The following is a 23,439-nucleotide window of genomic DNA, read 5'->3' on the forward strand; positions in this document are numbered from 1 at the left end:
AAGCCCAGGAAGTGAGCGAGGGGATTTACAAAGGCTGACACTATATATGTTTTGCTTACTCCTGTAAGCCGGAAGGCGCAACGTAGCGCCTGCCAGCAGAAAGGTCATCTATTTTGCGGCACTGGAAGCCGTATCGAGATGAACAACCGGATTATCGGCAAAAAGATAGCGGTCAGCGTTAAATTCGAAGTCATCGCTGGTTTCGTTGAACAGCATCTGCTTGGTGTTTTCCAGGTGCTGCCACATCGCCAGCTTAGCGGCATGCGGATCTTTACGAATCAGCGCCTTAAGGATTTGGTCGTGATCGTCGCATCAGTTGTCAACGGTACGGGAATCGATATGGTCGTGCAGTTTTTTCCAGTACGGGTTGTGAACGCGCTGAGTCCACATTTTTTCTACAATAGCTGCCAGCGCCGTATTTTGGGTTGCCAGGGCGACCTGAACGTGGAACTGCAGATCCCACTCTGAATCGCGGAAACATTTTTCCTTACGGGCATTCTCCTGGATCTCCATCAGCTTCATGATGTCCTGCTTGGTCACCTGCGTCGCCGCAAACTCAGCAATATTGCTTTCGATCAGCTGGCGAGCCTGGAGCAGCTCGAAGGGGCCATAGCTGGCGAATTCCAGACTTTCGTCCGCGATGGGAGAGTGTTTCGGCAGATTAGAAATCACGTGAATGCCGGAGCCTTTACGTACCTCAACGTAGCCTTCCACTTCCAGCATGATAATCGCTTCACGCACCACGGTGCGGCTGACGCTTTTTTCATCCGCGATAAAGCGCTCGGCGGGAAGTTTATCACCGACAAGATAGACCCCTTGCTCGATGCGATCTTTCAGCTCCGCAGCAAGTTGTTGATATAAACGACGTGGTTCGGTGATTTCCATATGCGCTCCAGGCAGGGTACGGCAGATGATTTGTTATACCACTTTTGCGTGCCACTCTCCAGATTTTGCCATTAAAAAAGCCGCCCGGAGGCGGCTTAGTTGAAACGTATTTTCGCTAACTCTGCGTAGCCGGTTTGCCAATGGACTCTTTCGCCAGCTCCTCTGCCGATTTGCTTTTCAGCACCGTCCAGATAACCACTGCACCCATCAGGTCAAAGATCGCCAGCACCGCGAACAGCGGGCTGAAGCCGATGGTATCCGCCAGCGCGCCGACCACCAGTGCAAACATGGTGCTCGCGGTCCAGGCGGCCATCCCGGTCAGGCCGTTGGCGGTTGCCACTTCGTTACGACCAAAGACGTCAGACGAGAGCGTAATCAGCGCGCCGGACAGGGACTGGTGAGCAAAGCCACCGATGCACAGCAGGGCAATGGCGACGTACGGGCTGGTGAACAGGCCGATCATACCCGGGCCAATCATCAGCAGCGCGCCCATGGTCACCACCATCTTACGGGAAACGATCAGGTTCACGCCAAACCAGCGCTGGAACAGCGGTGGCAGGTAGCCGCCCACGATACAGCCCAGGTCAGCGAACAGCATTGGCATCCAGGCGAACATTGCGATCTCTTTCAGGTTAAAGCCGTAGACTTTAAACATGAACAGGGGGATCCACGCGTTAAAGGTACCCCAGGCCGGTTCAGCCAGGAAGCGCGGCAGGGCGATACCCCAGAACTGACGGGTGCCCAGGATCTGCCAGACGGTCATTTTTTTACCGTTGTTGGTCTGATGCTGCGCTTCCTGACCGCCAATGATGTATTCACGTTCTTCTTCAGACAGTTTTTTCTGATCGCGCGGGTGTTTATAGAAAACCAACCACGCCATCGCCCAGGCAAAGCTCAGCACGCCAGAGATAATGAACGCCATCTGCCAGCTGTGCATCACGATCGCCCACACCACCAGCGGCGGCGCTATCATCGCCCCGATGGACGAGCCCACGTTGAAGTAGCCGACGGCAATGGAACGCTCTTTCGCCGGGAACCACTCGGAGCTGGCCTTCAGACCCGCTGGGATCATCGCGGCTTCCGCCGCACCGACCGCACCGCGCGCCAGCGCCAGTCCACCCCAGCTGCCTGCCAGCGCGGTTGCGCCGCAGAACACCGCCCAGGCGATGGCGAAGAAGGCATAACCGATTTTGGTACCGAGAATGTCCAGCACATAGCCCGCAACAGGCTGCATGATGGTATAAGCCGCGGAATAGGCAGCAATGATGTAGGAGTATTGCTGCGTGGAGATATGCAGCTCTTCCATCAACGTTGGCGCTGCTGCTGCCACCGTGTTACGCGTCAGGTAGCCCAGCACGGTGCCTAACGTCACCAGTGCGATCATATACCAACGTAACCCTTTAATTTTACGCATCTAAAACCTCATCGTTATGTTATTTCCGCGCCAGAGCACGGCAACCTCTCAACCGTTTCCGGGAGCAGTTGTGTAACGGGAGGGGCGTAACCAGGAGCATGTCCCGGAACGGCCCGAACCTTGCCATAAGTAAGCGTGCATAAGTCGGTATCCGTACCGTTAAACCCGATGTCTCTCACACCGGTAATGCATTCCGTCGGCTTATAGTTTGCGACGGCGAAAAGATAACTTGTCATACAGCTTTAAAAGGTGAGTGACATCACAAATGTATGATTCTTTGTGGGGACATTAATCGTCGCGCGCAAAGCCAGTACTGGCGGGGGTTGCAGAAGGGTTTACTTCATTGAGGGTAATTTATTTGTTGGCGTTTATTGATCTCACTCACGAAAAAAGCTTCGGTTGGTGGAAATTGGTGTGATAACTTTGCAGCATATGAACATACGCTTTCTGCGCTCCCGTAATGAGGAAGACGATAATGACGCCGTTTATGACCGAAGACTTTCTGTTAGATACCGAATTTGCCCGCCGCCTGTACCACGACTACGCAAAAGACCAGCCGATTTTCGACTACCACTGCCATTTACCGCCGCAGCAGGTTGCCGAAAATTATCGCTTCAAAAACCTGTATGACATCTGGCTGAAGGGTGACCACTACAAATGGCGTGCCATGCGCACCAACGGCGTGGCTGAGCGCCTGTGTACCGGCGATGCGACCGACCGCGAGAAGTTTGACGCCTGGGCGGCGACCGTTCCGCACACCATCGGCAACCCGCTTTACCACTGGACCCATCTTGAGCTCCGCCGTCCGTTTGGCATCACCGGCAAGTTGCTTTCCCCAACGACCGCGGATGAAATTTGGGATCGCTGCAACGCGCTGCTGGCGCAGGATAACTTCTCCGCGCGCGGCATCATGAAGCAGATGAACGTGAAGATGGTGGGCACTACCGACGATCCGATCGACTCTCTGGAGCATCATGCCGTTGTCGCCAAAGACACCTCTTTCGATATCAAAGTGCTGCCAAGCTGGCGTCCGGACAAAGCCTTCAACATTGAGCAGGCCACCTTCACCGACTACATGGCGAAGCTGGCGGAAGTGTCGGATACCGACATCCGTCGTTTCGCTGACCTGCAAACCGCGCTGACCAAACGTCTGGATCACTTCGCCGCGCACGGCTGCAAAGTGTCTGACCACGCGCTGGACGTGGTGCTGTTTGCGGAATCAAACGAAGCCGAGCTGGACAGCATTCTGGCGCGTCGTCTCTCCGGCGAAGGCTTAAGCGAGCACGAAGTGGCGCAGTTTAAAACGGCGGTGCTGGTATTCCTCGGTGCGGAATACGCGCGTCGCGGATGGGTACAGCAGTACCACATCGGCGCGCTGCGCAATAACAACCAGCGCCAGTTCAAACTGATCGGCGCTGACGTGGGCTTCGACTCCATCAACGATCGTCCGCTGGCGGAAGAGCTGTCAAAACTGCTGAGCAAACAGAACGAACAAAACCTGCTGCCAAAAACCATCCTGTACTGCCTGAACCCGCGCGATAACGAAGTGCTGGGTACCATGGTCGGCAACTTCCAGGGCGAAGGGATGCCGGGCAAGATGCAGTTCGGTTCCGGCTGGTGGTTCAACGATCAGAAAGACGGCATGGAGCGTCAGATGACGCAGCTCGCGCAGCTGGGCCTGCTGAGCCGCTTTGTCGGCATGCTGACCGACAGCCGCAGCTTCCTGTCCTATACCCGTCATGAATATTTCCGCCGCATTCTGTGCCAGATGATTGGCCGCTGGGTGCACGCAGGCGAAGCGCCAGCGGATATCCAGCTGCTGGGCGAAATGGTGAGAAACATCTGCTTTAACAATGCGCGTGACTACTTCGCCATTGATCTGAACTAAGGCCGTTTGAGGTTGATATGCAATACATCAAAATCCATTCGCTGGATAACGTGGCCGTCGCGCTGACGGATCTCGGTGAAGGCGACGTGGTGACCATGGATAACCAGAGCGTCACCCTGCGTCAGGCGATCGTTCGTGGACATAAGTTTGCCCTGATCCCCATTGCGAAAGGGGAGAACGTGGTGAAGTACGGTTTGCCCATCGGCCATGCGCTGGCGGATATTGCGCCGGGTGAATACATTCACTCACACAATACCCGCACCAATCTGAGCGATCTGGACGAGTACAGCTATCAACCTGATTTACCCGCAGAAGAACGTCAGGCGGCGGATCGTGAGGTGCAGATCTACCGTCGCGCCAGCGGCGACGTGGGGATCCGCAACGAGCTGTGGATCCTCCCGACCGTCGGCTGCGTCAACGGAATTGCGCGTCAGATCCAGACTCGCTTCCTGAAAGAGACCAACGATGCCGAAGGCACTGACGGCGTGCATCTGTTCAGCCACACTTACGGCTGCTCGCAGCTCGGCGACGACCACATCAATACCCGCACTATGCTGCAAAACATGGTGCGCCACCCGAATGCGGGCGCGGTGCTGGTGATTGGCCTGGGCTGCGAGAACAATCAGGTGGACGCCTTCCGCGACACGCTGGGCGAGTTCGATCCTGAGCGCGTGCATTTTATGGTGTGCCAGCATCAGGACGACGAAGTTGAAGCGGGCGTTGAGCAGCTTCACCAGCTTTATGAGGTGATGCGCCACGACAGGCGCGAGCCGGGCAAGCTGAGCGAGCTGAAGTTTGGGCTTGAGTGCGGCGGGTCTGATGGCCTTTCCGGTATTACTGCCAATCCGATGCTGGGCCGCTTCTCGGATTACGTGATTGCCAACGGCGGCACGACGGTATTGACCGAAGTGCCGGAAATGTTCGGCGCGGAGCGTATTCTGATGAGTCACTGCCGCGACGAAGAGACCTTTGAGAAGACCGTCACCATGGTGAACGACTTCAAACAGTATTTCATCGCCCACAATCAGCCTATTTACGAGAATCCGTCGCCGGGCAACAAAGCGGGTGGGATCACCACGCTGGAAGAGAAATCCCTCGGCTGCACCCAGAAAGCGGGCGCGAGCCAGGTGGTTGACGTGCTGCGCTACGGCGAGCGCCTGAAAACCCACGGTCTGAATCTGCTGAGCGCGCCGGGCAACGATGCGGTCGCCACCAGCGCGCTGGCGGGTGCCGGCTGCCATATGGTGCTGTTCAGTACCGGTCGCGGCACGCCGTACGGCGGTTTTGTGCCAACGGTGAAAATCGCCACCAACAGCGAGCTGGCGGCAAAGAAAAAGCACTGGATCGACTTTGATGCGGGCCAGCTGATTCACGGCAAAGCCATGCCGCACCTGCTGACGGAGTTCGTGGATACTATCGTGGAATTTGCTAACGGCAAGCAGACCTGTAACGAAAAGAACGACTTCCGCGAGCTGGCGATCTTTAAGAGTGGTGTGACGCTTTAATCGGTGCGGCCTGATGCCCTCACCCTGACCCTCTCCCACGGGGAGAGGGTACAAACACTAAAAACGGCAACCGTTGGTTGCCGTTTTGCATTTACCCTGTAGGCCCGGTAAGGCGTAGCCGCCACCGGGCTTTTGTTTTTAACTGCGCAGGGCATTCTTCGCTAAACGCGCGTCTTCCGCCTGGCAGGCCGCTGCGGTAAACAGCACGTCGGTAGAGGAGTTCAGCGCGGTTTCGCAGGAGTCCTGCAGCACGCCGATGATAAAGCCGACGGCCACAACCTGCATCGCAATCTCGTTCGGGATGCCGAACATATTACACGCCAGCGGGATCAGCAGCAGCGAACCGCCCGCCACGCCGGATGCGCCACAGGCACACAGTGATGCCACCACGCTCAGCAGCAGCGCGGTTGGCAGATCCACCGGAATGCCCAGCGTATGCACCGCCGCCAGGGTCAGCACGGTAATGGTGATTGCCGCGCCCGCCATGTTCACGGTTGCGCCCAGCGGGATCGACACGGAGTAGGTATCGCGGTCCAGGTTCAGCTTCTCCGCCAGCGCCATGTTAACCGGAATGTTCGCCGCAGAGCTGCGGGTGAAGAAGGCATACACGCCGCTCTCGCGCAGGCAGGTCAGCACCAGCGGATACGGGTTGCGGCGGATCTGCCAGAACACCAGCAGCGGGTTGATCACCAGCGCCACCAGCAGCATACAACCGACCAGCACAACCAGCAGCTGCGCGTAGCCCCACAGCGCGTCGAAACCGGTGGTTGCAAGCGTAGAGGAGACCAGCCCGAAAATACCGATTGGCGCAAAGCGAATCACCAGCTTCACCATAAAGGTCACGGCGTTGGACAGATCGTTGACCAGGTTTTTCGTGGTGTCGTTACCATGACGCAGCGCGAAGCCCAGACCAATCGCCCAGACCAGGATGCCAATGTAGTTTCCGCTCATCAGCGCGGTGATGGGGTTAGAAACCATGCTCATCAGCAGTCCGCGCAGCACTTCGACAATGCCGGATGGCGGCGTGATGTCACCGGCCGCGCTGGTCAGGTGCAGCGTGGACGGGAACAGGAAGCTGAACACCACGGCCGTTAAGGCCGCCGAGAAGGTTCCCAGCAGATACAGGAACAAAATAGGGCGAATGTTGGTTTTTTGTCCGTGCTGGTGGTTGGCAATCGACGCCATGACCAGCATCAGAACCAGTACCGGTGCTACGGCCTTCAGCGCGCCAACGAAAAGGGTCCCGAGCAGCCCCGTGGCCTCCGCCGCAGGTTTTGACACCATCGCCAGCAGAATACCCAGCACCAGCCCGACCAGAATTTGTTTAACGAGGCTGCCCTGCGCCAGGCGCGCGAACAGTCCGCTTGATTGTGTGCTCATACGTATTTCCTGAGTGAAATTGCGTTCCATCCCGGATGTGCTCTTAGTCACATTTATGTCCGGATGTAAGTAAATGTTTGCCTGGTCGAGTATAGGGAATGCGCGAAAGGAAGGAAGCGTAAAATGCTGGATTTTACGTGTTGCGTCATGTTTTTTAACTATTGATTAACGAAAGTGCCGGGTGGCGCTACGCTTACCCGGCCTACATTGCATTTCCCCCTCTCCCAGTGGGAGAGGGTCGGGGTGGGGGCATCAGCCCTTTTATTCCACCTGCTGCTTCTTATCGTGCTGGCGGTTAACCCAGGTATTGATAATCAGCGTCACGATCAGAATGCCAAACACCACGCCGAGCGAAATGGCGATCGGGATATGGTAGAAATCGACGATCAGCATCTTGATACCGATAAACACCAGGATCACCGACAGACCGTACTTCAGCATTGAGAAGCGCTCCGCCGCGCCCGCCAGCAGGAAGTACATCGCACGCAGGCCGAGAATGGCGAAGAGGTTAGACGTCAGGACGATGAACGGGTCGGTGGTCACCGCGAAGATCGCCGGAATGCTGTCCACCGCGAAAATCACGTCGCTCAGCTCAACCAGAATCAGCACCAGCAGCAGCGGGGTGGCAAACAGCAGGCCGTTCTTGCGCACGAAGAAGTGCTCGCTCTCGATCTTGTCGGTCATGCGCAGATGACCGCGGATCCACTTCACCAGCGGGCGATCGCCAATCGCGGAGCCGTCCTCTTTCGCCAGCGCCATTTTGACCCCGGTGAACAGCAGAAACGCGCCGAAGACGTACAGCAGCCATTCGAACTGGGTAATCAGCCAGCTGCCGGCGAAGATCATGATGGTACGCAGAATGATCGCCCCCAGCACGCCGTATACCAGCACGCGGCGCTGAAGGGCCGCAGGCACGGCGAAATAGCTGAACAGCATCAGCCAGACGAAGACGTTATCGACCGCCAGGGCTTTTTCAATCAGATAACCGGTGAGGAAGGCGAGCGCCTGAGGATCGGCCACCGCGCGGCCTTCGGTCGAGGCCAGATACCACCAGAAGGCAGCGCAGAAGAGCAGAGAGAGGGTGACCCACACCAGCGACCAAGCGGCGGCCTGTTTCATGGTCATGCCGTGCGCGCCGCGACGTCCCTGCAAAAAGAGGTCGATCGCCAGCATGATGAGCACGACAACCGCGAATCCGCCCCACAACATTGGAGTGCCGACAGAATGCATACTATTTTCCTTACACATAAAAAACAAAAACGGCCATGGTCAGAAGACGATAGCCGTTAGCTTTTTATGCATAGACCTCGCCTTCCGGCAAGGTCTCACTTACAACCACGAAGGTTGCCCGGCGACCGGATGCGTGTTTAACGCATCGTAATGACGATCAACCGACGAAGAAGTTACTCCCCTTTGCAGGTAACAAAATATGTCAGACCATTGGTTTCGTCAATGGTCTGCGCCGTTTCATTACACAGCTTTACGCGATAGCTTCCGCGCTCACGCCGTCAGCCGGGAACACCACGCCTGTCTGACGGCGGATCTCCGTTTGCAGCTTCGCCGTGGTGCGGCTCACCGCAAGGCCTGGGTGATTCACTTCGTTGTCTTCCACCAGACGGGCGAAGACCTCTGCCTCATAGAGCATAGTGTTAATATGCTGAGGCTGCGTCAGCTCCTGCGCTTTGCCGCCGCGCGGCACAAAACTCACCTTCTGGCACTCGGAGATCTTCTCGATAACCAGCGAGCCCGCTTCGCCCTGAATTTCGCTCGGCAGCGCGGAATCGCTCACCTTGGAGTGCTGCAGCGTGACGCTGAAATCACCGTAATCCAGCACCGCTACACCGTGCGCATCCACGCCGCTCTCCAGCAGGCTGGCGGTGGCCGTCACGCCATGCGGCTCGCCCCACAGGGCCACGGCAGAGGCCAGGCAGTAGAAACCTATGTCCATAATCGAGCCGTTAGAGAAGGCCGGATTAAAGGTGTTCGGGTTCTCGCCGTCAAGATAGCGCTGGTAGCGCGACGAGTACTGGCAGTAGTTGATAAAGGCTTTACGCACCTTGCCAATTTTCGGCAGGGACTGCTGCAGCAGCAGGAAATTCGGCAGGCTGGCGGTTTTGAAGGCTTCGAACAGCACCACCTGGTTTTCGCGGGCAAGCGCAATGGCCGCTTCCACTTCCTGGATATTCGACGCCAGCGGCTTCTCGCAAATCACATGCTTTTTATGGCTGAGGAACAGCTTCGTTTGCGGGAAGTGCAGGGAGTTCGGGCTGGCGATATACACCGCGTCAATGGCGTCGCTTTGCGCCATGTCATCAAGCGAGGTGAAGAGATGCTCAACGAGGTAATCGTTGGCAAAACTCTGCGCCTGCTCAAGGCTGCGGGAATAGACTGCGGTAAGTTTCAGTTTGCCGGTTTCGTGGGCGGCGTCGACGAACTGGCGCGTGATCCAGTTCGTTCCAATGACTGCGAAACGTATCATAAACGTTTACGTACTCCGTAGCGGGGAACCTTTAGCCACTGTAGCACGTCATCATGACAATTCGCGTGCGCTATTCCGCATTACCATTTAACGATAAATGCGTAAGCCATAGTCGGGTATCAAACTCCAGCTGGTGGTACTGCGGCTCCATGTGGCAGCACAGGGAATAGAACGCTTTGTCGTGCTCTTTCTCCTTCAGGTGCGCCAGCTCGTGGACGACGATCATCCGCAGAAAGGCTTCCGGCGCGTTACGGAAAACCGTCGCGACGCGGATTTCGGCCTTCGCCTTCAGCTTGCCGCCCTGTACGCGGGAGACGGCGGTGTGCAGGCCGAGCGCGTTTTTCAGCACGTGGATCTTGTTGTCATACATCACCTTGTTGATCGGCGGCGCGCTCTTCAGATACCTGCTTTTCAGATCCTGCGTATACTGCCAGAGGGCCTTATCGGTCGCGAAATCGTGGGTGCCGGGATAGCGTTTTTCCAGCACCGCGCCGAGCTTCTGCTCGGCAATCAGGCTGCGAACCTGAGTCAGTAAATGCTCCGGATAGCCCTGGAGATAAGTAAGTTGGTTCATCAACGCCCCAAATCGACAATAAAACGGGTATACTCACGCACCCTTTTCAGGGATACGCCAAATTTTACCATTCAGGAGGGCCGATGAGCCACTTAGACAACGGTTTCCGTTCACTCAACCTTAAACGTTTCCCGGAAACGGATGACGTTAACCCGCTTCAGGCGTGGGAAGCGGCGGATGAATATCTGCTGCAGCAGTTGGATGAGACTGAAATCCGCGGCCCGGTTTTGATCCTGAATGACGCCTTTGGCGCGCTGGGCTGCGCCCTGGCGGAGCACACGCCTTACAGCATCGGCGATTCCTACCTGAGCGAGCTGGCGACGCGTGAAAACCTGCGCCATAACGACATCGAAGAATCCAGCGTGAAGTTCCTCGACAGCACCGCGGACTACCCGCAGGCGCCGGGCGTGGTGCTGATCAAAGTGCCAAAAACCATGGCGCTGCTGGAGCAACAGCTGCGCGCGCTGCGTAAGGTCGTGACGCCGGAAACGCGCATTATCGCGGGAGCCAAAGCGCGCGATATTCACACTTCGACGCTCGAGCTGTTCGAGAAGGTCCTCGGCCCGACCACCACCACGCTGGCCTGGAAAAAAGCGCGCCTGATCAACTGTACCTTCAGCGCACCGGAGCTGGCCGACGCGCCGGAGACCCTGAGCTGGAAGCTGGAAGGGACCGACTGGACCATCCACAACCACGCGAACGTCTTCTCCCGCACCGGGCTGGATATCGGCGCGCGTTTCTTTATGGAACATCTGCCGGAAAATCTGGAAGGTGAGATTGTCGATCTGGGCTGCGGTAACGGCGTGATTGGGCTGACGCTGTTGGCGAAGAACCCGGACGCCAGCGTGGTGTTCAGCGACGAATCGCCGATGGCGGTGGCCTCCAGCCGTCTGAACGTGGAAACCAACATGCCGGAAGCGCTGGACCGCTGCGAGTTTATGATCAACAACGCGCTGTCCGGCGTAGAGCCGTTCCGCTTCAACGCCGTGTTCTGCAACCCGCCGTTCCACCAGAAGCACGCCCTGACGGATAACGTCGCGTGGGAGATGTTCCACCACGCGCGCCGCTGCCTGAAAATCAACGGCGAGCTATACATCGTGGCGAACCGCCACCTGGACTACTTCCACAAGCTGAAGAAGATTTTCGGCAACTGCGTCACCATTGCGACGAACAATAAGTTCGTGGTGCTGAAGGCGGTGAAGCTGGGACGTCGTCGTTAAATAACCAGTGCAAGCTGGGTGCCCTGCGCAATCGCCCGCCGCGCGTCCAGCTCCATCGCCACGTCGCACCCGCCGATCAAATGCACCGTTTTACCGGCTTCGCGCAGCGGATCGGCCAGATCGCGCTTCGGCTCCTGCCCGGCGCATAAAATCACATGATCCACACGTAACAACTGCGGCTCGCCGCCGATCGTGACGTGCAGACCCTCGTCGTCGATCTTCTGGTAGCTGACCGCCGGGATCATCTTCACCCCGCGCGAGAGCAGGGTGGCGCGGTGGATCCATCCCGTGGTTTTGCCCAGCCCTTCGCCCGGTTTGCTGGCCTTGCGCTGCAGCATCACGATCTGGCGCGGGCTTTTCGGCAGCTGCGGCCCTTCCGGGCGCAGCCCGCCGGACTGGTTCAGGCTGGTGTCGATACCCCATTCCACGCAAAACTCGGCAATGTTCTGGCTGGTGGCCTCGCCCGGCTGGCTTAAGTACATGGCGGTATCAAAGCCGATCCCGCCGCAGCCGATAATCGCCACCTTCTCGCCGACCGGCGTTTTGTCACGCAATACATCCAGATAGCTCAACACCTTCGGATGATCGATACCCTCGATCGCCGGCGTGCGCGGCACGATCCCGCTCGCCAGGATCACCTCGTCGAAACCGGTCAGATCCGCTGCGCTGACAAACTGGTTAAGCCGCAGATCGACGCCCGTCAGCTCGATCATCCGGCGGTAGTAGCGCAGCGTTTCATAGAACTCCTCTTTGCCGGGGATCTGTTTGGCGATATTAAACTGCCCGCCAATCTCCGCCAGCGCATCAAACAGCGTCACGCTGTGCCCGCGCGAGGCGGCATTCACCGCAAACGCCAGCCCCGCCGGGCCTGCGCCCACCACGGCCAGGCGTTTTTTACTGACCGCCGCAACGATCGGCATTTTGGTTTCATGGCAGGCGCGCGGGTTAACCAGGCAAGAGGTGACCTTGCCGACGAAGATCTGATCCAGACAGGCCTGGTTACAGCCGATGCAGGTGTTGATCTCATCCGCACGGCCGCTTTGCGCTTTGGAGAGCAGTTCGGCATCCGCCAGGAACGGGCGCGCCATCGACACCATATCGGCGTCGCCGCGCGAAATCACATCGTCCGCCACCTGCGGATCGTTAATGCGGTTGGTGGTGACCAGCGGAACAGAGACTTTGCCTTTCAGTTTCCGTGTTACCCAGCTGAACGCCGCGCGCGGCACCGGCGTGGCGATAGTCGGTATGCGCGCCTCGTGCCAGCCGATGCCGGTGTTGATAATCGTGGCACCTGCGGCTTCAATCGCCTGCGCCAGCTGCACGGTTTCGTCGAACGTGCCGCCGCCTTCCACCAGGTCGAGCATCGACAGGCGGAAGACGATAATAAAGTCTGCGCCCGCACGTTCGCGCACCGCGCGCACCACCTCCACGGCAAAGCGCATCCGGCGGGCATAGTCGCCGCCCCATTCGTCGTCGCGCTGGTTGGTGCGGGCCGCGAGGAACTCGTTAATCAGGTAGCCTTCTGAGCCCATCACCTCAACGCCGTCGTAGCCCGCCTCGCGGGCCAGCGCCGCGCAGCGGGCAAAGTCGTCGATCAGCGCCAGGATCTCATCGTGGCTGAGGGCGTGAGGTTTAAAGCGGTTGATTGGCGCCTGAATGGCCGACGGCGCGACCAGGTTCGGCTGATAGCTGTAGCGTCCGGTGTGCAGGATTTGCAGGGCGATTTTACCGCCCTCGCGGTGTACCGCGTCGGTCACAATGCGGTGGTGCGGCAGCTGTGACGCATCGTTCAGGACCGCGCCGCCCTCCATGCCCACGCCGGAAGGGGCAGGGGCCACGCCGCCGGTGACAATCAGCGCCACACCGTGGCGGGCGCGCTCGGCATAGAAGGCTGCCAGACGCTCGGCCCCGTCCGGATGCTCCTCCAGCCCGGTGTGCATCGAGCCCATCAACACGCGGTTTTTGAGTGTGGTGAACCCCAGATCGAGAGGGGCGAATAACGACGGGTAGCGGCTCATAGTCTCTTCCAGTGTAAAATTATTGTTATGTGGTCGGATGAGTTACTAATTTAGCCAGCGGGGAGTAAAAGGGAAAAGGCGAATGCAGTGATTGTGATGGGATTCAAATATTGGTGTGGCCTGATGCCCTCACCCTAACCCTCTCCCACGGGGAGAGGGGACGTAATCTCCCTCTCCCTTAGGGAGAGGGCCGGGGTGAGGGGGATGTCCGCACCAGCCCCGGCGCCTGCCACATCGACGTCGTCAGCCCGCTGTCCACCAGCCCGAGCTGGTCCGCGTACACTGCCTGCCATTTCTGCATCATGCCGTCGTACAGCTCGCGGTGCTGCGGGTTCGGCGTGAACTCGCGGCTCCATTTCACCAGCCGCTCGCCCGTCGAGGCCATATCGGCAAACAGCCCCGCGCCCGCGCCGGCGGCAATCGCGCAGCCGAGCGCCGTTGCCTCTTTCACTTCCGGCACGCGCACCGGCAGCCCGGTGACGTCGCTTAAAATCTGACTCCACAGGGCGCCCTTAGCCCCGCCGCCCGCAAACACCAGGCTTTCAAGCGTCACGCCGGAGAAGCGCGAGATCTGCGCCAGGTTGCAGGCCGAGACAATCGCCGCGTTCTCCTCCAGGGCGCGGAACAGCGTCGCTTTGTTGCACTTTTCCGGGTCGATGGAGAGGTTAATAAACGACGGCGCGGCGTGGTACCACTGCTTGAAATGCATCGCGTCGGAGAAGATCGGCATCACCCCGTGGGAGCCCGCCGGCACGCGGCTGGCCATCTCTTCCAGCAGGGAATAGGTGTCCATCCCCATCCGCTCGGCAATCAGCTTTTCCTCGGCGCAGAATGCGTCGCGGAACCAGCGCATGGTCAGCCCGGTGAAGAAGCTGATCGACTCCGCCTGCGCCATACCGGGAATAACGTGTGGGTTCACGCGGATGTTCATGTCGGGGTCGGTGCGCACCTGCGGCAGATTGACCACCTGCTGCCAGAAGGTACCGCCCAGTACCGCCGTCTGGCCGGCGCGGACCACGCCCAGCCCCAGACAGCCCAGCTGCACGTCGCCGCCGCCCATCACCACCGGGGTGCCTTCGCGCAGGCCGCTCTGCTGCGCGGCCTCTTTGGTCATCGCGCCCAGCACGGTACCGGTCTCTTTCACCGGGGAGAGGATATCGGCGCGCAGCCCGGCCATGTCGAGCAGCGCCGGACGCCAGTCGCGAGAGAAGAGATCCAGCATGCCGGTGGTGCCCGCGTTAGACGGGTCGACCGCCAGCTCGCCGGAGAGCTTCGCCGCCAGCCAGTCGCTGATCATGGTGATGGTCGCGGCCTTGCGGTAAATATCCGGGCGATGGTGCGCCAGCCACAGGAGGCGCGGCATGGCGCTCAGCGCCAGCGTCTGGCCGGAAACCTCATACACCTCGGATTCAAAACGATCGTCGTGGATCTCTTTGAGTTCGGCCACCTCGCGGCTGGCGCGGGCGTCGACGTTGGCGCAGGCCCAGATGGCCTCGCCGTTGCGGTCATACAGCACGATCCCTTCGCGCATCGAGCAGCAGGCGACAGACTTAATATCCGCCGCGCTCAGGCGCGCACGTTCCAGCGCCTGATGAATGCACCGGCAGGCCAGCAGCCAGTTGGTCTCGAGGTCGAACTCCATCGATCCCGGCACGTTCTCCACGCTCAGGTGCTTCCACTCGGCCTGGCCGACGGCAATCTGGTTGCCCTGTAAATCGAAAATAACGGCGCGAACGCTGCCTGTCCCTGCATCTAACGCTAAAAGGTAACTCATGAGCTTGCCTCGTTGTTAGCGCAGGGCCTGCCCGTTACGTCAGGGCCAGCACCGCGCGGGCTGTCGTCTCCTCCGTCACCAGGCCATTGATACGGCGACCCTTCAGTGCGGCATAAATCGCATCGGCTTTCTCTTCCCCTCCGGCCACGCCAACGATGGTGGGCAGCTGCGCCAGTTCATCGAGCGTGACGCCCAGCAGTTCTTTGTGGATCTCCAGCTCCTCAACGCACTCGCCTTCGGCATTGAGGAAATAGCCGAGAATGTCGCCGACCGCGCCTTTGCGGGCGTACATCAGCTGTTCACCTTCGCTGATATAGCCGGATCGCAGTATCGTGGCGTCACGGCGCTGGTTCACTGAACCAATGCCGACCACTGCCACGTCGGCGGCGGTCGCGGCGAGGATCACGTCCCGCACGCTGGTCTCGCGTTTTAAGATCCCGGCAACTTCTGCGGATGACACGCGAAGCGGGGCGGGGATCATGCTGACGCTGCAGGCCGCGTCCAGCTGACCGATACCGGTCATATACGGCCCAACGCCGCCGGAGAGCGTCACCAGGCGGATCTGCTGCGAGCTGATAAAGCCGCTCAGGTGCTGCAGGCAGCTCATGGTGGTTTCACCAAACCCCACCGCCAGAAGCTGGCCGGGCTCCAGTACGCCCATCAGCGACTGTGCCGCGCCAATGCCCAGCCGCACGTTCATCGGCGGCGTATTTAACGCGGGCATCACGCGCACCAGCTTCAGGCCGAAGCGCTGCTGTAGCTCGGTCTCCAGCGCCAGGCAGCCCTCGTAGCGGGAGTTGATCTGCACGCGGATCACCCCGGACTGACGGCCTTTTTCCAGCAGGCGGGAGATCTTCAGGCGCGGCAGCCCGAGCCGCTCGCCGATGTCGTTCTGGGTTAATCCGTCGTGGTAGTAGCACCAGGCCACGCGCGCCACGAGTTCCTCTTCCGCCAGTGCCAGCCCGGCAAACCGTCCTTCTTCCGCAGTGCGTTTATCGCTCATAGTTGAACTCTTATAAAAATTTAGATCATATGTTCGTGATGGCGCGAAGGGAAAGTGTGAGCCACGCGACAAAACGGATCTTTTCGATCGTTTCTGGTTTATCTGTATCTCAATCGATAAAACTGTGATCCCTGCACGGTTGTAAATATAGTTCACCGTCTACGCTTTTGAACATTATTAAATCTAAAAATCATTTGTTCAATAGCGGAGCGATGATGACACCACTTCTCGACGCGCGGAATATCAGCAAGCAGTTCTCAGGCGTGCCGGTCTTAAAAGGCATAGATTTCACGCTGCTTGCGGGCCAGGTGCACGCCCTGATGGGCGGAAACGGCGCGGGAAAATCGACGCTGATGAAGATCATCGCCGGGGTGGAAACGCCGGACAGCGGTGAACTTTCTGTCGAGGGGCAGTCATATGCGCGGCTCACGCCCGCTCAGGCGCACAGGTTAGGCATTTATCTGGTGCCGCAGGAGCCGCTGCTGTTCCCCAACCTGACGGTGCGGGAAAATATCCTGTTCCGCCTGCCGCGCGAACGCGATTTGGAAAAATGGCTGGCGGAGAAGCTCCAGCAGCTGCAGTGCCAGCTTAACCTCGACGCCGCCGCCAGCACCCTGGAGGTGGCGGATCAGCAGATGGTGGAGATCCTGCGCGGTCTGATGCGCAACGCGAGGATCCTGATCCTCGACGAACCCACGGCCTCCCTCACGCCCGGCGAAACCGAGCGGCTGTTCCGCCAGATCCGCGCCCTGCAGGCGCTCGGCGTCGGGATTGTCTTTATCTCGCACAAGCTGCCGGAAATTCGCATGTTTTCGAGCCACGTCTCGGTGATGCGCGACGGCGCGGTGGTGCTGAGCGGCGAAACCGCGCAGTTTGACGACAGCGCCCTGATCGCCGCCATGACGCCGGTAAGCCGGGAGAAATCCCTCAGCGATACGCAAAAGCTGTGGCTGGCGCTGCCGGGCAACCGCCGCACCCAGCCGCAGGATTTCCCGGTGCTGCGCGTTGACGATCTCACCGGGGAAGGGTTTATCGATCTCAGCCTTGAGATCTACGCCGGTGAGATCGTCGGCCTGGCCGGGCTGGTGGGATCCGGGCGCACCGAGTTTGCGGAAACGCTCTACGGCCTGCGGCCCGTGCGCGGTGGGCGCGTCTGGCTGGAAAACCAGGAGATCACCGGCGATCCGGTAAGTTCACGCCTGGAAAAAGGGCTGGTTTACCTGCCGGAAGACAGGCAGGTGTCCGGCCTGTTCCTCGACGCGCCGATCCGCTGGAACACCGTGGCGCTGAACGAGCCGTCGATTTGGCAGCAGCGCAAGCGGGAGTCTGCGGTGGTGGAGCGCTATCACCGGGCGCTGGGGATCAAGCTCAACCATGCGGATCAAACCGTGCGCACGCTCTCCGGCGGCAACCAGCAGAAGGTGCTGCTGGCGCGTTGCCTGGAGGCCAATCCGCTGCTGCTGATCGTCGATGAACCGACGCGCGGGGTGGACGTCTCGGCGCGCGCCGATATCTACCAGCTGATAAAAAGCGTGGCGGCGCAGAACGTGGCGGTGCTGATGATCTCAAGCGATCTCGACGAGTTTCCTGGGCTCGCGGACCGGGTGCTGGTGATGCATCAGGGCGTGCTCAGCGGCGAGCTGCCGCGCCACGCCGTCAGCCTCGACAGGATGATGGCGCTGGCGTTTGGAGGGCAATCATGAAGACCTTACTCAAAAACCGCGAGCTGAGCGCGTTTCTCGCCATTCTGGCGCTGTTCGCCGTGCTGGTGGCGCTGAACCCGTCCTACTTCAGCCTTCAGACGCTGGGGATGATTTTTGCCAGCTCGCAGATCCTGATCCTGCTGGCCATCGGCGCGGCGCTGGTGATGCTGACCCGCAATATCGACGTGTCCGTCGGCTCCATCGTCGGGCTGTCCGCCATCGCCGTCGGCGTGGCGCTTAATAGCGGCTACAGCCTGCCCGTTTCCATTCTCTTCGCGATGTCTATTGGCGCGTTGGCCGGGGCGTTCAACGGGTTCCTGGTGGTGGGGCTGCGCATCCCGGCGATTGTCGCCACCCTCGGCACGCTGGGGCTGTACCGCGGGGCGATGCTGCTCTGGACCGGCGGAAAGTGGATTGAGGGGCTGCCGCCCGGGCTGAAATCCCTCTCTGAGCCTGCCGCCATCGGCATTTCGCCGCTCGGCATGCTGGTGTTGATCGTCGCGGTCACAGGCGCGTGGACGCTCTCGCGCACCGCGTTCGGGCGTGATTTCTACGCGGTGGGGGATAACCTCGCCGCCGCGCGCCAGCTGGGCGTGGCGGTGAACCGCACCCGCATGATCGCCTTTACCCTGAACGGCATGCTGGCGGCCTGCGCCGGGATCGTCTTTGCCGCGCAGATTGGCTTTGTGCCCAACCAGACCGGCAGCGGGCTGGAGATGAAGGCCATCGCCGCCTGCGTGCTCGGGGGGATTTCGCTGCTGGGCGGCACGGGCACGCTGGTTGGCGCGCTGCTCGGCGCCTTCTTCCTGACCCAAATCGACACCGTGCTGGTGCTGTTCAGGCTCCCGGCGTGGTGGAACGACTTTATCGCCGGGCTGGTGCTGCTGGGCGTTTTGGTGCTCGACGGGCGCCTGCGCCAGGCGCTGGCACGCCATCAGCGGGCGCTGAAGTACGGCCGCTTCCAGCCGGGTAACAAAGGGGGAAAGCACGTCACCCCGTTTCCCAAACGCAAAAAAGAGGTGGCTTAAATGAGGCTTAACTGGGAAAGCGCGCTGCTGATTTTGCTGGTGCTGGAGATCCTGCTCTTTGGCGCCATCAACCCGCGCATGCTCGATATCAACATGCTGCTGTTCAGCACCAGCGACTTCATCTGCATCGGCATTGTGGCGCTGCCGCTCACGCTGGTGATCGTCAGCGGCGGGATCGACATCTCCCTCGGCTCGACCATCGGCCTGTGCGCCATCGCGCTGGGCGTGATGATGCAGGCGGGGTGGCCGATGGCGGTCGCCGTTCCGCTGACGCTGGTGCTGGGACTGCTGTGCGGGCTGGTAAACGCGGCGCTTATTCACTACACGGGAATCAGCCCGCTGGTGATCACCCTCGGCACGCTCTACCTCTACGGCGGCGGCGCGCTGCTGCTCTCCGGCATGGCGGGTGCGACGGGCTATGAGGGCATCGGCGGCTTCCCAGACAGCTTCACGGCGTTCGCTAACCTCACGGTGCTGGGTCTGCCGATCCCGCTGGTGCTGTTCGCGGTGATTACCGTTTTCTTCTGGCTGATTACCCACCGCGGGCGCTTTGGCCGTCACCTGTTTTTGATCGGGCAAAACCCGCGCGCGGCGCGCTATGCGGCGCTGTCGGTGAACGGCATGCCCTACGCGCTGTACGGTCTGGTGGGCGTGGCCTCGGCGATTGCCGCGCTGGTGATGGTCTCCTATTTCGGCTCCGCGCGTTCGGATCTGGGGCGCGATTTGCTGATGCCTGCGCTCACCGCCGCCGTGCTGGGCGGGGCCAATATCTACGGCGGGTCAGGTTCGGTTGTCGGTACGGCGCTGGCGGCGCTGCTGGTGGGCTACCTGCAGCAGGGTTTACAGATGGTCGGCATCCCTAACCAGGTGTCGAGCGCGCTGTCAGGGGCGCTGCTGGTTGTGGTGGTGATGGGACGTTCGCTGAGTCTGCACCGCGAATGGGTGCGTTCTCTCTTTAGAAAACTATCCGGAGCGTAAGATGAAAACAAAACTGATAGTCCTGGCAATGGCCCTCAGCTTCGCCTCGGCGCAGGCGGCGGACCGCATTGCCTTTATCCCGAAGCTGGTGGGCGTGGGGTTCTTCACCAGCGGCGGCAACGGCGCGAAAGAGGCGGGGAAAGATCTCGGCGTGGACGTAACCTACGACGGTCCGACCGAGCCGAGCGTCTCCGGCCAGGTGCAGCTCATCAATAACTTCGTCAACCAGGGCTATAACGCCATCATCGTCTCCGCCGTGTCGCCGGATGGGTTGTGTCCGGCGCTCAAGCGCGCGATGCAGCGCGGCGTCAAGGTTCTGACCTGGGATTCGGACACCAAACCGGAGTGCCGCAGCATCTACATCAACCAGGGGACGCCGGAACAGCTGGGCGGCCTGCTGGTTGAGATGGCGGGCAAGCAGGTCACCAAACCGAACGCTAAAGTGGCGTTCTTCTACTCCAGCCCCACCGTCACCGACCAGAACCAGTGGGTGAAAGAGGCGAAGGCCAAAATCGAGAAAGATCACCCCCAGTGGCAGGTCGTCACCACCCAGTTTGGCTATAACGACGCCACCAAATCTCTGCAAACCGCCGAAGGGATCTTAAAAGCGTATCCGGATCTGGATGCGATCATCGCCCCGGACGCCAACGCGCTGCCAGCCGCGGCTCAGGCGGCGGAAAACCTGAAGCGGGAAGGGGTGGCGATTGTCGGGTTCAGCACGCCGAACGTGATGCGCCCGTACGTTGAGCGCGGCACGGTGAAGGCCTTCGGCCTGTGGGACGTGGTGCAACAGGGCAAAATTGCGGTCAATGTCGCCGATCGCCTGCTGAAAAAAGGCGATCTTAACGTCGGCGACAGCGTGGACGTAAAAAATATCGGCGTGCTGAAGGTCGAACCGAACAGCGTGCAGGGCTACCAGTATGAGGCGAAGGGCAACGGCATCGTGCTGCTGCCGGAGCGGGTGGTGTTCACCAAAGAGAACATCAGCAAATACGATTTCTGACGGGGGAGCAAATGGCTGATTTAGACGACATCAAAGACGGCAAGGATTTTGGCATCGGCACGCCGCAGAAGAATGTGCCTTACACCCTGAAGGGCTGCGGCTCGCTGGACTGGGGCATGCAGTCCCGCCTGGCGCGCATCTTCAATCCGCAGAGCAATCGCACGGTGATGCTGGCCTTTGACCACGGCTACTTTCAGGGGCCGACCACCGGCCTTGAGCGCATCGATCTCTCCATCGCGCCGCTGTTTGGCGAAACCGACGTGCTGATGTGCACCCGCGGCATCCTCAGGAGCCAGGTGCCAGCCGCGACGAACAAACCGGTGGTGCTGCGCGCCTCCGGCGGTAACTCGATTCTGGGCGAGCTGTCGAACGAGTGCGTGGCGGTGGCGATGGAAGACGCGCTGCGCCTGAACGTCTGCGCGGTGGCGGCGCAGGTGTATATCGGCAGCGAGTTTGAGCATCAGTCGATCAACAACATCATCAAGCTTGTCGATGCGGGCGCGCGCTACGGCATGCCGACGCTGGCGGTGACGGGCGTCGGTAAAGAGATGGCGCGGGACGCGCGCTATTTCTCGCTGGCCAGCCGCATCGCCGCCGAAATGGGCGCGCAGTTCGTCAAAACCTACTACGTGGACGAGGGCTTTGAAAAAGTGACCGCCAGCTGCCCGGTGCCGATTGTGATCGCCGGGGGCAAAAAGCTGCCGGAGCACGAGGCGCTGGAGATGTGCTGGCGGGCGATCGACCAGGGCGCGTCCGGCGTGGACATGGGGCGCAATATCTTCCAGTCCAGCGCGCCGCTCGCCATGCTGAAGGCGGTGAAAAAAGTGGTTCACGAGAACTGGAACGCCCGCTATGCGTTCCAGTTCTGGCAGGAAGAGAAACAGGGAGAAGCAAAATGAACGTGACGCTGGTGGAGATCAACATCAAGCCCGAGCGGGTGGACGAATTTCTGGAGGTGTTTCGCGCCAACCACGAGGGGGCAATCCAGGAGCCGGGAAACCTGCGCTTTGACGTATTGCAGGACCCAAGGGTGAAGACCCGGTTCTTTATCTACGAAGCCTATAAAGACGAAGAGGCGGTGCTGGCGCACAAGCAAACCCCGCATTATCTGGCGTGCGTGGATAAGCTTGAGGAATTGATGTCGGAGCCGCGCAAGAAACGCAGTTTTGTGGGGCTGTTGCCGGAGTAACAGGCGTTATAAAGGTTTTGTAGGCCGGGTAAGCGCAGCGCCACCCGGCATTTTTCAGGCCAGCTCCAGCATCTGAACCCGAGCCTTGGCTCCCGGCATCAGCCGCTGCAGGTTGTTGACCAGCTCTTCTCCTGCCTCTTCCAGTGCCGCAAGGGGCATCGACGGCAGGCTTTCAAGAATAAACCACATGGATTGCGCCTGGCTGTCCAGACGGGTACGGACCCCCTGTCGCCAGTTCCAGCGGCGGCAGGTGACGCCGAGGTCGTCTCGCCAGAGAACCTCGCCAGCATCCGGGTATTCCACCACCGGCTCTCCCTCCTTAAAGGTATCAAACGGCTCGCTGCCGTCTGCCAGCGTCAGGCGCGGCGCACCCGAGTACGCCGCGAGATTTTCCCCACCCACCGGAATGGCATAGCGAATGCTCACCGCGTTATAGATATCCACCACCGGATCCAGCGACGGCAGCGAACCGTCTTTCAGTACCCGCTTGCGCAGGGCGGAGGCCGAGCAGGGCGTGCGTTTCGGTTTCGCGCCGAAGGCTTTAAACACCTCATCCCAGTCTGAAAGATGTGCATCAGCCCACGGCACATCATCATTCAACATCAGCTGGCAGGCCTGCGCCAGCGCGGCGGGCGCAACCTCCGGGTGGGTAATCGGCGCAGCTTCAACCAGAATGCTCAGTGCCCGAAAGCCCGGGGCAATCCCGGCAAGACGCGAATCTATTGACGGCGTAACGAGAGACATAAATAATCCTGTATTGACTGTTTTATACCATGGTAGTGACCAATGACTGTTAAAGTCAATATAATGACTGATTCGGGTGCCGACGTTGCCCAGGTAAGCCTGGCCGTGGCGAACCGCATCCGCAACTGGCGTAAAGAGAAAAAGCTGTCTTTGGACGAGCTGTCCCGGCGGGCCAGCGTCAGTAAAGGCATGCTGGTGGAGATCGAAAAGGGCGCAGCCAACCCCAGTATCGCCATCTTGTGCAAGCTGGCCGCCGCGCTCGGCATCTCCGTAGCGGATATCGTCAACGTCTCCAGCGAGCCGCTGGTGCATGTTATCGAAGAGGCCGCGATTCCGGTTCTGTGGCAGGGCGCACAGGGTGGATGCGCCAGACTGCTGGCGGGAACGGCAGGCCCGGATATGATTGAGCTATGGCAGTGGGAGATGCAGCCGGGAGAGCGCTTTACCTCTCCGGGGCACCCGGCGGGAACCTTTGAGCTGCTGCACGTGAACGAAGGCGTTTTAACGCTGACGGTGGACGAGACGGTTACGCAGGTTGCTGCAGGCAAATCGGCGGTGGCGAAAACGGAAGCTGCGCACGGTTATGCCAATGAGGGAAAAAACGTTCTGCGCTTTACCATGACGGTGGCGGAGTTCCACCGCTAAAAACCGGGC

Annotated in this window: 19 protein-coding genes and 1 pseudogene; 10 read left to right on the forward strand and 10 right to left on the reverse strand. The window is 59.9% G+C overall.

Annotated elements, in window-relative coordinates:
* Window positions 1-108: 108 nt before the first annotated feature.
* A pseudogene (gene exuR / locus ACOTZC_RS19205) lies at window positions 109-885 on the reverse strand (transcriptional regulator ExuR).
* 115 nt (window positions 886-1,000) lie between these two features.
* The gene (locus tag ACOTZC_RS19210; protein ID WP_029739665.1) at window positions 1,001-2,299 is read right to left on the reverse strand and encodes an MFS transporter; all 1,299 of its coding nucleotides are present in this window, start codon (window positions 2,297-2,299) and stop codon (window positions 1,001-1,003) included.
* A gap of 475 nt (window positions 2,300-2,774) precedes the next feature.
* On the opposite strand from ACOTZC_RS19210, the gene uxaC reads away from it, so the two are divergent.
* Window positions 2,775-4,187 carry a glucuronate isomerase gene (uxaC, locus tag ACOTZC_RS19215; RefSeq protein ID WP_421635953.1) on the forward strand — a complete coding sequence of 471 codons (1,413 nt, stop codon included), beginning with the start codon at window positions 2,775-2,777 and terminating at the stop codon, window positions 4,185-4,187.
* Window positions 4,188-4,204: 17 nt separating this feature from the next.
* Entirely contained in the window at window positions 4,205-5,692 is a 1,488-nt protein-coding gene (locus tag ACOTZC_RS19220; RefSeq protein WP_126303121.1) for a UxaA family hydrolase, read from the forward strand.
* A 138-nt stretch (window positions 5,693-5,830) separates the two neighbouring features.
* Here ACOTZC_RS19220 and sstT read toward each other — a convergent pair whose 3' ends face one another.
* From sstT to ACOTZC_RS19240, 4 genes are all read right to left on the reverse strand, one after another.
* Window positions 5,831-7,072 carry a serine/threonine transporter SstT gene (sstT, locus tag ACOTZC_RS19225; RefSeq protein ID WP_029739668.1) on the reverse strand — a complete coding sequence of 414 codons (1,242 nt, stop codon included), beginning with the start codon at window positions 7,070-7,072 and terminating at the stop codon, window positions 5,831-5,833.
* Between the two features lie 261 nt (window positions 7,073-7,333).
* A complete protein-coding gene (locus ACOTZC_RS19230; RefSeq protein ID WP_023309283.1) occupies window positions 7,334-8,302 on the reverse strand; it encodes a TerC family protein in 969 nt (322 codons plus the stop codon).
* Between the two features lie 250 nt (window positions 8,303-8,552).
* Window positions 8,553-9,551 (reverse strand): Gfo/Idh/MocA family protein, encoded by a 999-nt coding sequence (locus tag ACOTZC_RS19235; protein ID WP_045354014.1) that lies wholly within the window; start codon window positions 9,549-9,551, stop codon window positions 8,553-8,555.
* A gap of 70 nt (window positions 9,552-9,621) precedes the next feature.
* Window positions 9,622-10,125 carry a YgjP-like metallopeptidase domain-containing protein gene (locus ACOTZC_RS19240; protein WP_023309281.1) on the reverse strand — a complete coding sequence of 168 codons (504 nt, stop codon included), beginning with the start codon at window positions 10,123-10,125 and terminating at the stop codon, window positions 9,622-9,624.
* A gap of 83 nt (window positions 10,126-10,208) precedes the next feature.
* Here ACOTZC_RS19240 and rlmG point away from each other — a divergent pair, with 83 nt between their 5' ends.
* Complete coding sequence (gene rlmG, locus ACOTZC_RS19245) at window positions 10,209-11,345, forward strand: 23S rRNA (guanine(1835)-N(2))-methyltransferase RlmG (RefSeq protein WP_045354012.1); 1,137 nt, start codon at window positions 10,209-10,211, stop codon at window positions 11,343-11,345.
* Here the strand turns inward: rlmG and ACOTZC_RS19250 are convergent.
* The 3 genes from ACOTZC_RS19250 to lsrR form a co-directional block, all read right to left on the reverse strand.
* Complete coding sequence (locus tag ACOTZC_RS19250) at window positions 11,342-13,363, reverse strand: NADPH-dependent 2,4-dienoyl-CoA reductase (RefSeq protein WP_045403458.1); 2,022 nt, start codon at window positions 13,361-13,363, stop codon at window positions 11,342-11,344. The two genes, rlmG and ACOTZC_RS19250, sit on opposite strands and share 4 nt — an antisense overlap.
* Window positions 13,364-13,541: 178 nt before the next feature.
* Window positions 13,542-15,137 (reverse strand): autoinducer-2 kinase, encoded by a 1,596-nt coding sequence (gene lsrK / locus ACOTZC_RS19255; protein ID WP_045403453.1) that lies wholly within the window; start codon window positions 15,135-15,137, stop codon window positions 13,542-13,544.
* A gap of 34 nt (window positions 15,138-15,171) precedes the next feature.
* Window positions 15,172-16,140 (reverse strand): transcriptional regulator LsrR, encoded by a 969-nt coding sequence (gene lsrR, locus ACOTZC_RS19260; RefSeq protein WP_045403450.1) that lies wholly within the window; start codon window positions 16,138-16,140, stop codon window positions 15,172-15,174.
* Window positions 16,141-16,355: 215 nt separating this feature from the next.
* On the opposite strand from lsrR, the gene lsrA reads away from it, so the two are divergent.
* From lsrA to lsrG, 6 genes are read left to right on the forward strand one after another with little or no spacing between them, the layout of a single operon-like run.
* Window positions 16,356-17,843, forward strand: coding sequence for an autoinducer 2 ABC transporter ATP-binding protein LsrA (lsrA, locus tag ACOTZC_RS19265; protein ID WP_421635956.1), 1,488 nt, complete (start codon window positions 16,356-16,358; stop codon window positions 17,841-17,843).
* On the forward strand, window positions 17,840-18,871 hold the full coding sequence (gene lsrC, locus ACOTZC_RS19270) for an autoinducer 2 ABC transporter permease LsrC (protein WP_045403443.1): 1,032 nt from the start codon (window positions 17,840-17,842) through the stop codon (window positions 18,869-18,871). The genes lsrA and lsrC overlap by 4 nt, the downstream gene beginning before the upstream one ends.
* On the forward strand, window positions 18,872-19,849 hold the full coding sequence (gene lsrD, locus ACOTZC_RS19275; RefSeq protein ID WP_045403440.1) for an autoinducer 2 ABC transporter permease LsrD: 978 nt from the start codon (window positions 18,872-18,874) through the stop codon (window positions 19,847-19,849).
* A gap of 1 nt (window position 19,850) precedes the next feature.
* Complete coding sequence (gene lsrB, locus ACOTZC_RS19280; RefSeq protein WP_163354139.1) at window positions 19,851-20,852, forward strand: autoinducer 2 ABC transporter substrate-binding protein LsrB; 1,002 nt, start codon at window positions 19,851-19,853, stop codon at window positions 20,850-20,852.
* 11 nt (window positions 20,853-20,863) lie between these two features.
* Window positions 20,864-21,751, forward strand: a complete 888-nt coding sequence (gene lsrF, locus ACOTZC_RS19285; RefSeq protein WP_126303118.1) for a 3-hydroxy-5-phosphonooxypentane-2,4-dione thiolase — start codon at window positions 20,864-20,866, stop codon at window positions 21,749-21,751.
* On the forward strand, window positions 21,748-22,041 hold the full coding sequence (lsrG, locus tag ACOTZC_RS19290; RefSeq protein WP_008503162.1) for a (4S)-4-hydroxy-5-phosphonooxypentane-2,3-dione isomerase: 294 nt from the start codon (window positions 21,748-21,750) through the stop codon (window positions 22,039-22,041). The genes lsrF and lsrG overlap by 4 nt, the downstream gene beginning before the upstream one ends.
* Before the next feature lie 54 nt (window positions 22,042-22,095).
* On the opposite strand, the gene ACOTZC_RS19295 is transcribed toward lsrG, so the two are convergent.
* Complete coding sequence (locus ACOTZC_RS19295) at window positions 22,096-22,785, reverse strand: B3/4 domain-containing protein (protein WP_421635954.1); 690 nt, start codon at window positions 22,783-22,785, stop codon at window positions 22,096-22,098.
* Between the two features lie 42 nt (window positions 22,786-22,827).
* Between ACOTZC_RS19295 and ACOTZC_RS19300 the strand changes: the two genes are divergently transcribed.
* On the forward strand, window positions 22,828-23,430 hold the full coding sequence (locus ACOTZC_RS19300; protein ID WP_023309268.1) for a helix-turn-helix domain-containing protein: 603 nt from the start codon (window positions 22,828-22,830) through the stop codon (window positions 23,428-23,430).
* The last annotated feature ends 9 nt before the right edge of the window (window positions 23,431-23,439 follow it).

Origin of the sequence: Enterobacter cloacae complex sp. SHL009, from assembly GCF_049237205.1 — a bacterium.
Taxonomy (GTDB): Bacteria; Pseudomonadota; Gammaproteobacteria; order Enterobacterales; family Enterobacteriaceae; genus Enterobacter; species Enterobacter cloacae_M.

Excerpts from the sequence above, each read along its gene's own strand:
- ACOTZC_RS19210 (WP_029739665.1), bottom strand. The coding sequence starts at position 2,299 with ATGCGTAAAATTAAAGGGTTACGTTGGTATATGATCGCACTGGTGACG.
- uxaC (WP_421635953.1), top strand. The coding sequence starts at position 2,775 with ATGACGCCGTTTATGACCGAAGACTTTCTGTTAGATACCGAATTTGCC.
- ACOTZC_RS19220 (WP_126303121.1), top strand. The coding sequence starts at position 4,205 with ATGCAATACATCAAAATCCATTCGCTGGATAACGTGGCCGTCGCGCTG.
- sstT (WP_029739668.1), bottom strand. The coding sequence starts at position 7,072 with ATGAGCACACAATCAAGCGGACTGTTCGCGCGCCTGGCGCAGGGCAGC.
- ACOTZC_RS19230 (WP_023309283.1), bottom strand. The coding sequence starts at position 8,302 with ATGCATTCTGTCGGCACTCCAATGTTGTGGGGCGGATTCGCGGTTGTC.
- ACOTZC_RS19235 (WP_045354014.1), bottom strand. The coding sequence starts at position 9,551 with ATGATACGTTTCGCAGTCATTGGAACGAACTGGATCACGCGCCAGTTC.
- ACOTZC_RS19240 (WP_023309281.1), bottom strand. The coding sequence starts at position 10,125 with ATGAACCAACTTACTTATCTCCAGGGCTATCCGGAGCATTTACTGACT.
- rlmG (WP_045354012.1), top strand. The coding sequence starts at position 10,209 with ATGAGCCACTTAGACAACGGTTTCCGTTCACTCAACCTTAAACGTTTC.
- ACOTZC_RS19250 (WP_045403458.1), bottom strand. The coding sequence starts at position 13,363 with ATGAGCCGCTACCCGTCGTTATTCGCCCCTCTCGATCTGGGGTTCACC.
- lsrK (WP_045403453.1), bottom strand. The coding sequence starts at position 15,137 with ATGAGTTACCTTTTAGCGTTAGATGCAGGGACAGGCAGCGTTCGCGCC.
- lsrR (WP_045403450.1), bottom strand. The coding sequence starts at position 16,140 with ATGAGCGATAAACGCACTGCGGAAGAAGGACGGTTTGCCGGGCTGGCA.
- lsrA (WP_421635956.1), top strand. The coding sequence starts at position 16,356 with ATGACACCACTTCTCGACGCGCGGAATATCAGCAAGCAGTTCTCAGGC.
- lsrC (WP_045403443.1), top strand. The coding sequence starts at position 17,840 with ATGAAGACCTTACTCAAAAACCGCGAGCTGAGCGCGTTTCTCGCCATT.
- lsrD (WP_045403440.1), top strand. The coding sequence starts at position 18,872 with ATGAGGCTTAACTGGGAAAGCGCGCTGCTGATTTTGCTGGTGCTGGAG.
- lsrB (WP_163354139.1), top strand. The coding sequence starts at position 19,851 with ATGAAAACAAAACTGATAGTCCTGGCAATGGCCCTCAGCTTCGCCTCG.
- lsrF (WP_126303118.1), top strand. The coding sequence starts at position 20,864 with ATGGCTGATTTAGACGACATCAAAGACGGCAAGGATTTTGGCATCGGC.
- lsrG (WP_008503162.1), top strand. The coding sequence starts at position 21,748 with ATGAACGTGACGCTGGTGGAGATCAACATCAAGCCCGAGCGGGTGGAC.
- ACOTZC_RS19295 (WP_421635954.1), bottom strand. The coding sequence starts at position 22,785 with ATGTCTCTCGTTACGCCGTCAATAGATTCGCGTCTTGCCGGGATTGCC.
- ACOTZC_RS19300 (WP_023309268.1), top strand. The coding sequence starts at position 22,828 with ATGACTGTTAAAGTCAATATAATGACTGATTCGGGTGCCGACGTTGCC.